This is a genomic window from Candidatus Poriferisodalis sp. (assembly GCF_965208485.1).
Lineage (GTDB): Bacteria > Actinomycetota > Acidimicrobiia > Acidimicrobiales > Poriferisodalaceae > Poriferisodalis.
The window spans coordinates 203,881-217,612 of the sequence record NZ_OZ242344.1 but is presented as its reverse complement, the minus strand read 5'-3'; the positions used below and the strand labels follow the sequence as shown (position 1 = coordinate 217,612).

Annotated in this window: 8 protein-coding genes and 3 pseudogenes; all 11 read left to right on the top strand. The window is 67.4% G+C overall.

The window, feature by feature from the left end; translation table 11 throughout:
• Positions 1–183: 183 nt before the first annotated feature.
• The 11 genes and pseudogenes from leuA (at position 184) to ACOGXQ_RS00940 (ending at position 13,732) form a co-directional block, all read left to right on the top strand.
• The gene (gene leuA, locus ACOGXQ_RS00990; RefSeq protein WP_419945610.1) at positions 184–1,911 is read left to right on the top strand and encodes a 2-isopropylmalate synthase; all 1,728 of its coding nucleotides are present in this window, start codon (positions 184–186) and stop codon (positions 1,909–1,911) included.
• Positions 1,912–1,982: 71 nt separating this feature from the next.
• Complete coding sequence (locus tag ACOGXQ_RS00985) at positions 1,983–2,663, top strand: alpha/beta fold hydrolase (protein WP_419945609.1); 681 nt, start codon at positions 1,983–1,985, stop codon at positions 2,661–2,663.
• Complete coding sequence (locus tag ACOGXQ_RS00980; protein WP_419945608.1) at positions 2,660–4,330, top strand: Mur ligase family protein; 1,671 nt, start codon at positions 2,660–2,662, stop codon at positions 4,328–4,330. The genes ACOGXQ_RS00985 and ACOGXQ_RS00980 overlap by 4 nt, the downstream gene beginning before the upstream one ends.
• 1,015 nt (positions 4,331–5,345) lie before the next feature.
• Positions 5,346–5,618 carry a hypothetical protein gene (locus tag ACOGXQ_RS00975; RefSeq protein WP_419945607.1) on the top strand — a complete coding sequence of 91 codons (273 nt, stop codon included), beginning with the start codon at positions 5,346–5,348 and terminating at the stop codon, positions 5,616–5,618.
• Between the two features lie 347 nt (positions 5,619–5,965).
• Positions 5,966–6,154, top strand: a pseudogene (locus tag ACOGXQ_RS00970) (hypothetical protein); the annotation flags it as partial.
• 349 nt (positions 6,155–6,503) lie between these two features.
• Positions 6,504–6,626: pseudogene (locus ACOGXQ_RS00965) on the top strand (transposase); the annotation flags it as partial.
• Positions 6,627–6,648: 22 nt separating this feature from the next.
• Positions 6,649–7,046, top strand: a pseudogene (locus ACOGXQ_RS00960) (transposase).
• A gap of 366 nt (positions 7,047–7,412) precedes the next feature.
• Positions 7,413–8,537, top strand: coding sequence for a D-alanine--D-alanine ligase family protein (locus ACOGXQ_RS00955; protein WP_419945606.1), 1,125 nt, complete (start codon positions 7,413–7,415; stop codon positions 8,535–8,537).
• 5 nt (positions 8,538–8,542) lie between these two features.
• On the top strand, positions 8,543–9,595 hold the full coding sequence (locus ACOGXQ_RS00950) for a hypothetical protein (RefSeq protein WP_419945605.1): 1,053 nt from the start codon (positions 8,543–8,545) through the stop codon (positions 9,593–9,595).
• Between the two features lie 169 nt (positions 9,596–9,764).
• The gene (locus tag ACOGXQ_RS00945; RefSeq protein WP_419945604.1) at positions 9,765–12,146 is read left to right on the top strand and encodes an HAD-IB family hydrolase; all 2,382 of its coding nucleotides are present in this window, start codon (positions 9,765–9,767) and stop codon (positions 12,144–12,146) included.
• Positions 12,143–13,732 (top strand): lactate racemase domain-containing protein, encoded by a 1,590-nt coding sequence (locus ACOGXQ_RS00940; protein WP_419945603.1) that lies wholly within the window; start codon positions 12,143–12,145, stop codon positions 13,730–13,732. The genes ACOGXQ_RS00945 and ACOGXQ_RS00940 overlap by 4 nt, the downstream gene beginning before the upstream one ends.

Below are 13,732 nucleotides of genomic sequence, written 5' to 3'. Positions count from 1 at the left end.
ATTCACACCGAACCGCATTCCGCAACCGGGCTGCTCCTTCTCAGCTAGGCGGGGACCGCACAGGTCCTCGCCCAACCTCCTGCGCCTTCGGGCCAGGGGGTTTTTTCGTGGCCCGAATCCGACCCGACTGACCAGAACCGCAATCAGCACACACTCCCACCGCCCGCAGCTCAGGAGATACCCATGGCAGACCACAAGCGCATCAGTGCTCAACAGCCGAGCCCGATGCCGTACCGCCTCTACGACACCTACGCGTTCCCGGCGCACCTTCCGGACCGCACCTGGCCGGACAAGATCATCGGCGAGGCGCCGCTGTGGTGCTCGGTGGACCTGCGCGACGGCAACCAGGCGCTCATCGATCCGATGGATGTGCCGCGCAAGCGCCAGATGTTCGAGCTGCTCGTCGAGATGGGCTTCAAGGAGATCGAGGTCGGCTTCCCCTCCGCTTCGGCTCCGGACTTCGATTTCTGCCGCATGCTGGTGGAAGAGGATCTGGTGCCGGACGATGTGTGGATCCAGGTGCTCACCCAGAGCCGTCCCGAGCTGATCGAGCGGACCTACGAGGCCATCGCGGGGGCGAACAAGGCAATCGTCCACCTGTACAACCCGACGTCTGAGCTGCAGCGCCGGGTGGTGTACCGCCTCGACCCCGACGGCATCAAAGACATTGCGACGACCGGCACCCGATTGTGCAAAGATCTGGCACAGAGGCACGAGGGCGGGGAAATCCGCTTCGAGTACTCGCCGGAGTCGTTCACCGGCACCGAGGTCGACTTTGCGCTCGAGGTGTGCAATGCGGTCAGCGCCGAGTGGGGCGCCACCGCTGCGGACCCGATCATCCTGAACCTGCCCGCCACCGTGGAAATGGCGACCCCGAACACCTACGGCGACCTCATCGAGTACTTCGGGCGCAACGTCGACAATCGAGAGGCGGTAGTGCTGTCGTTGCATCCCCACAACGACCGGGGCTGCGGCGTGGCCGCCGCCGAGTTCGGCGTGATGGCGGGTGCCGACCGGGTCGAGGGCACGCTGTTCGGCAACGGCGAGCGGACCGGCAACGTCGACATCATCACGCTGGCCATGAACCTGTTCAGCCAGGGTGTCGATCCCGAACTGGACATCAGCCACATCGATCACCTGCGCCGGATCACGGAGTACTGCAACCAGCTCCCGGTGCATCCCCGCCACCCCTACGGCGGCGACCTCGTGTACACCGCGTTCAGCGGCAGCCACCAGGACGCCATCAAGAAGGGCTTCGAGGCACTGCGGGACGACTACGACTTCTGGGAGGTGCCGTACCTGCCGATCGACCCGGCTCACGTGGGGCGCACCTACCAGGACGTCATCCGCGTGAACAGCCAGTCCGGCAAGGGCGGCGTGGCCTACGTCATGAAGAACAGCTTCGGCCTCGATCTGCCGCGCCGGCTGCAGATCGAGTTCAGCGGCGTGATCCAGGCGATCACCGACGAGGGCGGCGAGATCCTGCCCGAAGCCATCAAGAAGACCTTCGATGAGACCTACCTGCATGCCGAGTCGCCCTACACCTACGTCGGGCACCGCAGCTACTTCGATTCGGAATCCTCCGACGAGTCCGAAGTCGAGGCGACGATCAAGGGTCCCGACGGCGAGGTGCGCGCGAAGGGCAGAGGCAACGGGCCGCTGTCGGCTTTCAAGACCGCCCTGTCCGACGCGCTGGGCGTCGACGTCAGCCTCGTCGACTATCACGAGCATGCGGTCGGTGCGGGTGCAGACGCCACCGCGGCCGCCTACGTGGAGATCGAGACGCCGTCGCGTGACGTGTTCTGGGGCGTGGGCATGCACCCGAACATCGTCACGGCCAGTTTCCGGGCCCTGCTGTCGGCGATCAACCGGTCACACGGTGGGCCCGATTCCGGGGCTCTCGTCCGCTGAGCGCTCTCCCGCTCAGCAGCTTCGCCGGCGGCGCGCTGTTCGGCAGCCGCGTCGGTGAGGGACCTGCGGTCGTGCTCGGGCTGCACGGCTGGGGACGCACGCATCGAGACCTAGTCGGCTGCCTCGAGGGCACCGACGCGATCACGCTCGATCTGCCCGGATTCGGCGCCAGCCCCGCACCGCCGGCAGCAGGCGGCGCTGCCGCCTACGCCGATCTGCTGGCACCGGCGCTCGACGAGTGCGCGGCTCGGATCGTGGTCGTCGGACACAGCTTCGGAGGACGGGTCGCCGTCGAGCTAGCGGTTCGCTGGCCCGACCGTGTCGCTTCGCTGGCGCTGTGCGGCGTACCGCTGCTGCACCGGACGGACCGCCCCGCAGCGAAGCCGGCGCTCCGGTTCCGCCTTGCTCGCGGATTGCATCGCCGCGGCCTGCTCGGCGAGGCCACGATGGAGCGCATGCGGCAGCGATTCGGCAGTGCCGACTACCGCAACGCCACCGGCGTCATGCGCGAGGTGCTTGTCGCCGTCGTCAACGAGACCTACGGCGAGCAGCTCAGCCGCATCACCCAGCCGGTCGAACTCGTGTGGGGACGGCACGACGACGCAGCCCCGGTCGAGATCGCGCTCAAAGCAGAACAGCTGCTTGCAGACGCACGGCTGACGGTCATAGACGGAGTGGCGCATGATGTGCCTGCCGAGGCGCCGGACGCGCTCGCCGTCGCTGTGCGCCGGCTCGTCGGACAGCTCTCATGAACCAGATCGTGCTGTGGACGTCGGTCGCCGCCGGTGCGATCAGTGCCGGCCGCTGGCTCCGTGTCGCCCAGCGCGAGCACTACGGCATCGGGCGCACCTCGCGCTTTGCCAGGCGCTGGTGGCTTCTCGACTGGGCCAACCGTGCGTGCCTGATCGGAGCTGCGGCCGGCGTAGTGCTCAGTGGCACCTACTGGTGGGCGCCGTCGATCACGGCCGCAGCGGTGGTGATCGGCCCGCAGGGCCTCGACCTACGGGGGCGCACCAGCCCGTTGGCATGGACTCGCCGCCTCGCAACGTTGGCGGCGACGCTGGCGCTGCTGTGGTTCGTGCTGGTGGGCGCGGGACTGCTCGCGGGGCTGGCTGGGCCGGTGCTGGCAGTGCTGCTGTTCGGCATGCCGCTGTGGGTGGACGTCTCGCTGGCTCTCCTGGCACCGTTCGAGGCGGTGCTGTCTCGGCGCTGGGTCCACCGCGCTCAGCAGCGGCTGGAGCGGATCGACCCCGTGCGCGTGGCGATCACCGGGTCCTATGGCAAGACCACCATCAAGGGCTACCTGCGCCAACTGGTGGAGGGAACGCGATCAGTGGTCGCGACGCCGGCGAGCTTCAACAACACCGCAGGCGTGTGCCGCAGCGTCAACGAGCACCTGGCGTTGAGCACTGAAGTGTTCATTGCCGAAATGGGCACGTTCTCGCCAGGAGAGATTGCCGCCATGACCCGATGGGTACGACCATCGGTGTCGATCCTGGCGTCAATCGGGCCAGTGCACCTCGAGCGCTTCGGCAGCCTCGACCGCATCGTGGCCGCCAAGGCCGAGATATTCGCGACAAGCCGCACCGCGATTCTCAACATCGACGCCTACGGCCTGCGAGCAGAGGCCGATCGGCTGACCGCCTCCGGGTTGCGGGTCATACGGTGCTCGACGCAGGACTCCAGCGCCGATGTGACCGTGCTGCGGGCCGATGAAACACCCGATGCCAAGGGCATCGGACCGGGCACCGACCACGGCGCCGAGGCCTCTTTCGAGGGGATCGTCGATGAGGCCACCGCGCCGCGTCGCATCACGGTGTTCGGGCGGGAAGTCGACACCAGGCCGCTCGGCCACGCTGCGCCAGGAAACGTGGCGTGCGCGGTCGCCGCGGCCTCGGTTCTCGGCGTGTCCGATGACGACATCGCCCGCCGGCTCGCGGACCTGCCGACGCCCGAGCACCGCCGTACGGCTGCGCACAGCGAGGGCGGGGTGATGGTGATCGACGACACCTACAACTCCAATCCCGCCGGTGCGCGCGCCGCACTCGGGATGCTGGCCAACACCGAAGCCGGGCGCCGAGTCGTGGTCACTCCCGGCATGGTCGAACTCGGACGCAGCCAAGCGCACGAGAATCGTCTGCTGGGTGAGCACGCCGCCCGCATAGCCGACGATGTCCTCATCGTGGGCCGCACCAACCGGACGGCGTTGCTGGCCGGCGCGACCGGCTGGGACGATGCCGCCGCGCGGCGGGCCACACGGGGCCGCGGGGCGCGCAGCCTGGTGCACGACCGCAGCGACGCTCGTGCCACCGTCCGCTGCGTGGCGGATCGCGAAGAGGCCGTCCGCTGGGTACGCGCGCACCTGCAGTCAGGGGATGCAGTTCTGTACGAGAACGATCTCCCCGACCACTACCCCTGAGCGCCCCGCCGGGAGCGCCCCGAGACACAAACTCACGTTTCACGGTGCCTTCGGTTGACAGTCTGGATGCCGAGGTTGCACGCGTTGCGGCATTGCTGCTAGTGGTGTGTCGCGGTTTTCTTGCGGGCAGGTCGCGGCCCGCTGACCTGCGGAAACAGGCTTCGGCAGGCCCTGTGCAAATTGCCGACACACCACTAGGAAACTGCTGATTTATTCGGATCCGGGCAAGTCTGCAACGCTCTGACCTGCGGCTTTGTGTCCGTGAATCGGCGATTTCGGCAATTGCTCAGCAGTCTCCTAGGAGGGTGGTCGGAAAAGGGGATCTTGCCGACACAGCAAGTCCCTGACCTGCGGGTTTGCATCTGACAAACGCCGAAATAGCGGCTTTCCGACCAGCCTCCTAGAAACGGCGTGTCCCTTACAGGAGAGGAACTATTCATGAAACTCAACTCACTTGGCCCGAGGCTGAGTGTGATTGCTCTCGCACTCGCCCTCGCCGCGTCGGCCGTGGGGGGCGTGCTCGCCTTCACTGCCAGCCCTGCAGCCGCCCACGACCGAGAGTGGGGTGTTACGGGGTGCACACCGCAACTGCAGCCTGTGAGCATTCCTACGCACGGCTGGTTGAACTCCAACACCGGTGCCTTCACCACGAGCCAGTCGACCGCTGACCACTGGCAGATCAACCTTGGGCACGTAGTGTCAACCTTGGGCACGTAGTGGTTCCACACACCCAGTGGCACGACGAGGTTAGGCCGGTCTGTGTCGACGAATATGGCTGGATAACCTTGGGCAGCCATCGGCATATCTATCAACGACTCGCGCGAGCCGTGCAGTCTGCGGCGTTCTGCGCAAGTTGGGCTGCGAGAACGGCCGCTGTGTACCACGCGTACGTGTTCACGGCAGGTGTAGGGACCTGTACGATCACGCTCGTCGTCATCAACTGGGACTAGTCATGGCATCAAGTCGACAGCGCGGTTGTGCCAAGTCGTTAAGCCAACTCGGGTACACGTTCCTCATGGGAACGAGGCAAAGGCCCACTATCGCCGGGCGTGCCTTGGCGTGGCGAATCGGAATCGCATTTGCCGTCGTCATTCCTGTCGCCGTGGTGATCGACTACTGGCTCGATGCCCGCGGCATCGGCCGCCTGAATGTCTCGGCCCCGACGTGGCTAAAGGTGACGCTGGCGGTCGCGTTCTTCGGTGGTCCTGCACTCTTGTGGATCGAAGGCTTGACGCGTCAGCGAATCTGGCCGCGCCCGCGTCAGGAGACCAGCGAGCACAGCCACTGAGTGCGGCGTCAGCGACGGCGTTAGGCGTGGCGGGCCCAGCAGAAACGAAGCGTACGACTCACGCCTCGTGCATCATGACCAAAGAACTCGTCTCGGTGAGTATCGAGGTTACTGTCGCAACAATGGAAACGCGGCGGAGCTGCACCCGAGCGGCTAGCTGCTGCGCCCACATTCGACGCATTTGAAGCCCGACTTCATGCCTAAGCGCTTCATTTCGGCTCTTCGCGATTTTGTGGGATGAGGTGGCGCTGATTTGTGGGATGAGGTGGTGCTGAGGGTTCGTTGAGGTGGGTCGAGGCCCTGCTGGGATCGGTGTTTGTGACAACGCCGAACCCCAGGGGACCTCGATGGCGAGTGATGTTGTGTCGGTCCGGCTGTGGCTGCGGCAGATCAAGGTGACCGGGGTGCTGGTCGATGTGCCCGGGGAGCTGGTGGTGGGGGTGCGCTCGACGGTGACGCGTCCGGTGTGCCCGCATTGGGGCTCCAAGAGGGGGCGCATCCATGACCGGCGCGGCAAGAGGGTCCGTGACCTGGAGGTCTCGGGCCGGCCGACGGTGATGGTGTGGGATCGGCGACCGATGGTGTGCGACGGGTGCGGGCGGCGGTTCTTGGAGGATCACCCGGCGTTCGAGGGCCGCCTCACGGCCCGTGTGGCCCGGCGGGTAGTCGCCGATGCCCGTGATATGTCGGTGTCGGCTGTGGCGCGTCGGCATCGGGTGGGCTGGCATGTCGTGATGGCGCTGGTGATCGCCTATACGGGCCTCGTGGGAGATCATCGCCGCCGCCGGCGGTGCCGGGTGCTGCTGGTCGACGAGACCTCGATCCGCAAACGGCACCGCTACGTGACGGTGCTCGTCAACGGCGGCACCGGCGGAGGTGCTCGCCATGGTTCCCCACCGCAGCGAGGCGGCCCTCAGCGGCTTTCTGGCTGCTCAGGGCCACAAGTGGTGCAAAGGCGTCAAGGTCGTCGTCTCCGACGGCTCCAAGTCGTACGCAGCGGCGATCGCCAAGCGGCTCGGCCACGCCCGCCATGTGCTGGACCGCTTCCACGTCATCAGATGGTTCGAGATGGTTCGCGGCCGGCCTCACCGCGGTGCGCCGCGAGGTCCAGCGCCGCCCGGAGGTCTCAAAGCCCGCGTTCGACCCCGCAGTGTTCCGGGCCAGATTCCTGCTCATGCGCAGACCCGACACCCTCGACCACACAGAGCGCGAACGCCTCGACTCCCTCTTCGAGACCCACCCTCGGCTCAAAGCAGCCTGGGACGCGCTCGGCGAGCTGCACCAGCTCTATCTCGCGAAGGACCCCAAAGGCGCCCCAGCAACGGCCGCATCGAAGGCACCAACAACCACCTCCAAGTCCAGCGACGCCGAGCCCGCGGCTTCACCAACTACGCCAACTTCGAAGCCCGCGGCATCCTCGTCACCTAACCTGATGCCACCGAGCCCAGCAGCCCCATCCCACAAAACCGCGAAGGCTCTTCATTTCAGGGCGATACACGCCGCCGGGCGCCATCAATGCACCAAGGAAAGACGCCACCTTTCCCGGCTTGCCTGAAGGCTCGGGGGCACCGTATCCGCAGACCCGACATGGACGCGGATCACGGCTGGATTCGACTCGTCGGGCACTGCGCCAACGTACCCGCGCGGTAGGGCTCTGCCGTCGACTGACCGCCTCGACGAGGGACGCTGTGGCCAAACGCCATCTTCGCTGAACCCGTGTGGAGCTGTTTCTCGTGGAAACATGACGCACATGGATGCACTGCTCCGACCACCAACACCATTGCGGCAGCAACCATGACCCGTCCCGGCATCTGCTTCGGCGGGCCGTCGCCCGAGCACGACATCTCGATCCTCACGGGGCTGCAGGCGGTCCGTGCGTTCGCCGGTGCGGGGCGCGAACCGGTGGCGCTGTACTGGTCACCGACGGGCTCTTGGCACGAGGTGGATCCAGCTCTCGAGGCGTCGGCATTCGCCGATGGCGTGCCTCGCGGCGCCAGCGAGGTGGAGCTGGTGGGACGGCCCGGAGTCGGGTTTGTACGGGCCGAACGGCGGCGCCGCGCAGTGCCAGTCGACGTGGTCGTCAACTGCTGTCACGGGGGACCCGGCGAGGACGGCGGCCTGTCAGCCGTGCTCGATCTCGCGGGAGTTCCCTACACCGGCCCGGGCCAGGCGAGCGCGGCGATCTGCATGGACAAGCTGGCGTTCAGCGGCGCGGTCGCCGCTGCGGGATTGCCCGCGTTGCCGCTGTGGCTGCTCACGTCCGACGGTCCGGGCGAGGGTGACGTGGCGGACCTGGCACAGGGTCCCCTCATCGTGAAACCGCGCTTCGGCGGATCGTCGATCGGCATCGAGATCGTCGAGGACCTCGCGACAGCGCGGGCCCTGGCTGGGACATCACCGCTGCTGCGCGATGGCGCGGTGGTGCAGCGCTACCTGACCGACATCATCGACCTGAACATCTCCGTGCGAACTTGGCCGGAACTGCGGCTGAGTGCCGTCGAGCGTCCGGTGCGCGGCGACAGCACCATCTACACCTACGCACAGAAGTACCTGACGGGCGGTGGAGGCATGGCCACCGCGCCGCGCGAGCTGCCCGCCGTGCTTGCGGACCCCATTGAGACGGCATTGAAGGCTGCGGCCGCCGAGGTCGCCAGGCTCGTCATGGCCCGATCGGTGATGCGCATCGACTTCCTCTGGGACGGCGGCGACAACCCCGCCGGACTCTGGGTGAACGAGATCAACCCGATTCCGGGCTCACTGAGCTGGTACTTCTGGGCGCACGAAGGGGACAACCTGATCGAACTGCTCGATGACCTGATCGCCGAGGCGCTGGACGGGCCGACACGCCGCTTCGTCACCCAGGGGGCCGACGGCACCGCCTTGCGCTCCGTGGGGACCATCGCCGCGAAGCTGGCGTAGCGGCGATGCATCGCCGTGTCGCCAGCGCAGCGGCCCTCAGGCACAGCGTCGAAGCTGGCGTAGCGGCCGTGTCTCGCCGGGTATTCCTCGCGTGTGCTGCGGCAGTGCTGCTGCTGGCCGCTTGCAACTCGGCCGAACCCGCCGCTGATGCCGGCGGCGGCCGTGATGCCGATCTGAGCGACTGTGAACGCGCTCGCCTGGCTGCCGCGCTCGGCCTGGCTGCCGCGGCCGAGGTGTCGCTGCCGCTGGATCCCGCAGACGAGCCCCTAGCCGACATCGCCCGCGACATCTGCGCCCTCGCCAGCGAAACTCCCGGCGACACCGTGCCCGGCGACACGAGCGTCCGCTCGCCGACGGAGGAACGCGACGCTGCGCTGCCGGCGGCGCTGGTGCGCGCCCCGGCACTCTTTGACCCGACCGACGCGCCGCCAGGGGACGACCCATATCTGGACGGGCTGTGGATCGCGTGCGGGCAGGGCTCCGCGAGCGCATGCAACGCGCTGCTCTTCGAGTCATCCGCAGGCAGCGAGTACGAGGCGTTCGCGTTCAGCTGCGGCGGCCGCGAGAACCTGCACTGCAGCGTGCTGCTCGGAGAACCCGGTGCCGATACCGGCTTGTTGGGCATCGAATTCGGGCCGGAGTCACCCGCGCCGGGCAACATCGCCGAACTGGACGGCTGGTGGGAGGCGTGCGGGCAGGGAAGCGCTCGTGCCTGCGCGCAGCTGGTGCTGTCCGCACCGGGGGGTTCGGCATACGCCAGCTTCGGCTGGACCTGCGGGGGCCGCACCACCAGGGACTGCACGCTGCTGGTCGGTGATGACGGAGCACCTCCTGCGCTCGCCGGTCGTTCGCCGCAGGACCCTCCCCCCGGCGACGACGAGTACTTGGACCTGCTCTGGCGGCTGTGCGGGGCCGCAGACGCGCCCGCGTGCCGGGATCTCGCTACCTTCGGCACACCCGGAAGCGACTACGAGCGGTACGCGCTGTCGTGCGGCTGGCGGGCCGTGCGAGCCTGCGCCCGGCTCTTCGCTGAACTCGCCACTGAGCCTTCCTCATAAGCGTTGCTAGAGGCTGAGCCGGCAGGCGAAGCCGCGGCCCGAGCGGCTCGTAAGCGAAACGAGCAAGAGCGGGAAACAACAGCTGTGACAGCGAGAATTCTCATCGACCGGCGCTGCTCTCTAGTGGCTGTGCGCGTATTCGGCGCCTGATGGGGCTAAACAACACGTCGTGATCGCCGACGCCTTGACCGGCAAGCGCATCGCCATCACGGGCGCCACCGGGTTCTTGGGCACGGCGCTCGTCGAGCGGCTGCTCCGATCGGTTCCCGATTGCGAGCTGGTGCTGTTGGTACGGCCCGGCCGCCGTACCGATGTGAACCGCAGAGTCTCCCGAGAAATCCTGCGCAACGACGCATTCGATCGCCTGCGCGCAGCGTGGGCCGACGATTTCGACGACATCTGCGCACGCCGCATCACGGTCACCTCGGGCGACGTCAGCACCGACGGGCTGGGTCTGTCCGACGACGACCGCGAGCTGCTGTGCTCCTGCGACATCATCATTCACGCCGCTGCGACGGTCAGCTTCGACAGCCCGCTGGACGCCTCCATCGAGACCAACCTGCTCGGCCCCAACCGGTTGCTCGAGGCCTGCGGGGCCGAAGGCGCCACGCCGCACTTCATTGCCGTGTCGACGTGCTACGTCGCCGGCAACCGGCGAGGCTCAGCGGCCGAGGTGTTCCTCGCCGACACGCCGTTCTCTCTGGACATCGACTGGCGGGAGGAGGTGTCTGCAGCGCGCCGGACCCGCGCCGATCTCGACGCCGCCAGCCGCTCCCCCGAGCGTCTGCGCCGCTTCCATCGCGACGCACGCGAAGAACTCGGCCCCGCCGGGCTGCCGATGCTCGCCGCCAAGACCGAGCAATTGCGCCGTGAGTGGGTGGACGCCGAGATGGTGACTGCCGGCCGCAGCCGTGCCGCCTCGCTCGGCTGGCCCGACGTCTACACGTACTCCAAGGCGCTCGGCGAGCAAGCCCTGGTGGAACTGCGAGGCGACGTGCCCATCACGATCGTCCGCCCCTCCATCATCGAATCGGCATTCACCGAGCCGTCACCGGGCTGGATACGCGGCTTCCGCATGGCCGAGCCCCTGTTCGTGTCATTTGCGAAGGGCGAGCTGGACACCTTTCCCGGCTACCCCGAGGGCGTCATCGACGTCATCCCCGTCGACATGGTGGCCGCAGCCATCATCGCCGTGGCCGCCCAGGGGTCCACGCCCGAACCGGAGATCTTCCAAGTGGCCTCGGGGGCGGTGAACCCATTGCGGTTCAAGGTGCTGACCGAGACGACGATGCAGTGGTTCCAGGACCACCCCGTGTACGACGCCAAGGGCCATCCCACGGCCAGCACGCAGTGGCGCTTTGCCGGTGCGAGCGGGCTGGAGGAGCAGCTCGACCGCGCCATGGCGGTCTTCAACACTGCGGAGAAGATCGTCAACCACCTCCCGATGCGAGGCCGCAACGACTTCACCGTCCGCCTCACGCAGCGCCGTACCGGACTCGAGCAGATCCGCGACTACGTGCAGCTCTACGGCGCCTACGGCAGGTGCGAAGCGCTGTACAGCATCGACCGCACCTTGAACCTGTGGGACGCCCTGCCCGCCGCCGACCAAGAGCGGTTCGGCTTCGATCCCCGGGTCATCGACTGGCCCGGCTACATCGCCGACGTCCATCTTCCGACGGTCATCACCCAGGCTCGTGTGAAGACCACGCCCCAGCCCCGTACCGGTCCCAACCGCAACCAACGGCTGCGCAACGCAGTGCTGGACCCGGCCCGGCACTTCGCCGCGTTCGATCTCGAGAACACCCTGATCGCCAGCAACGTCGTGGAGACCTACGCCTGGCTCGCCACCCGCCGGCTGGACACCTCCCAACGGGTGCGATTCGCGCTGCGCACGCTGGCTGAGACACCCGGACTGTGGCGACGCGACCGCCGAGACCGCACCGACTTCCTGCGCCACTTCTACCGTCGCTACCGCGGCGCGCCGGTGGGCCAGCTCGACGCCGACGCCGCGGAGATGCTCAGCCACCTCTTCATGACCAAGGCCTTCCCGGCAGGACTGCGGCGGGTGCGCGAGCACCGCGCCGCCGGTCATCGGACAGTGCTCATCACGGGCGCACTCGAGTTGGCGGTCAACCCGTTGGCGCCGCTGTTCGATCACATCATCGCCGCGCGCATCGACAGTCGCGACGGGCGCTATACCGGCGAGATGATCGATGTCCCGCCGACCGGGGAGGTGCGCGCCCAGATGATGGTGGACTGGGCGGAAGCCGAGGGCTTCGAGCTGTCCCAGGGCGTTGCCTACGCAGACGCCGCCTCGGACATGCCGATGCTGGAGGCCGTGGGCTATCCCGTTGCGGTGAATCCCGAGACCCGGCTGGTAACGATCGCCGACAAGCGGGGCTGGCTGTGCGAGAACTGGGAGCGTGCGCCAGGCGGGCCCCGGCCGCTGCTGCCCATCGCGCCGCGCTTCGGTGTCCGCGCCAACACCGAGCGCCTCGACCGGTCGCACCGCTCCCGCCGGGCCGCAGCAACGGCAGGAGACCGCAGATGACCGCCCGCAAGGGACTCGTCCTCGAGGTGGACCGGACGACCCCGCCGATCCTGTTCCACCACGGCGAGGGCTTCCGGCTCCACAAGCTACCGGTGGGCAGCCGGGTCGTGTACCCCAACGAGCCGCTCGATCCGGTGCGCGACCCCGAGCGCGCCATTGCCGAAGCGCTGGCGAACCCGCTCGGCGACCGCGATCCGCTGGCGTCGTACATGCAGCCGGGCATGAAGCTGACCATCGCCTTCGACGACCTGTCACTGCCGCTGCCGCCGATGGCTGCACCCGACGTCCGCGGCCGGATCATCGAGCAGGTCCTGGACATGGCTGCAGCGGCAGGGGTCGACGACGTGCATCTCATCGCCGCCCTCGCATTGCACCGGCGCATGACCGAGGCCGAGCTGCGCCACGCAGTGGGCGACCGGGTGTACGACGCGTTCGCCCCGCACGGTCAGCTGTACAACTTCGACGCCGAGGATCCCGACGAGCTCACGCACTTGGGCACCACCGATGCGGGCGAGGAGGTGGTGATCTCCAAGCGCGCCGCCGAATCGGACCTGCTGGTGTACGTCAACATCAACCTCGTGTCGATGGACGGCGGCCACAAGAGCGTGGCCACGGGGCTGTCGCCGTACACCGCGCTGCGGCACCACCACAACGTGGACACCATGCTGGCATCCACGTCGTTCATGGACCCCGAGAACTCCGAGCTGCACACCCGCAACTGGCGTCAGGGCCGGATGCTGGCCGACGCCGGCGTGAAGGTCTTCCAGATCGAGACGACGCTCAACAACAACGAGTTCCCCTCGCCGTACGACTTCCTGAAGCGGCGCGAGTGGGAGATGAGCCCGCGGGACCGGATGATGCTGATGGGCACCAAGACCGCGCTCGACTTGATGTCGCGCCGCCAGGCCCGTCGCATCTTCCAGAACATCCGGGCGCCGTACGGGCTGACGTCGGTGCAGGCCGGCGAGGTCGAGGCAGTCCACGGGCGGACGCTGGAGAACGTCTACCGCCAGCATCTTGTCCGGGTCGAAGGCCAGACCGATGTGCTGACGATGGGGCTGCCCTACATCTGCCCCTACAACGTCAATTCGATCATGAACCCCATCTTGGTGGCGTGCTTGGGACTCGGCTACTTCTTCAACCTGTACCGGGGCCGCCCGCTCGTCCGCCACGGCGGCGTGGTGATCATGTCGCACCCCACGCCGTGGGAATTCCACCCGGTCCACCACCCCAGCTACATCGACTTCTTCGAGGAGGTGCTGGCCGATTCGACCGATCCGGCGGTCATCGAGCACCGTTACGAGAAGCGATACGCAGAGGACGAGTGGTACCGGCACCTGTACCGGACGTCGTACGCCTACCACGGCGTCCACCCGTTCTACATGTGGTACTGGTGCGCGCATGCGCTCGAGCATCTGGGCGGGGTGATCGTCGTCGGGGGCGATCAGGCTGCTGTTCGGCGCATGGGCTTCCGTTCAGCTACCACGTTGAATGATGCGCTCGAGATGGCGACTGATGTCGTCGGGCGCGACCCGACCATCACGCACTTCCACAATCCGCCGATGCTGATGGCGGACGTAGTCTGA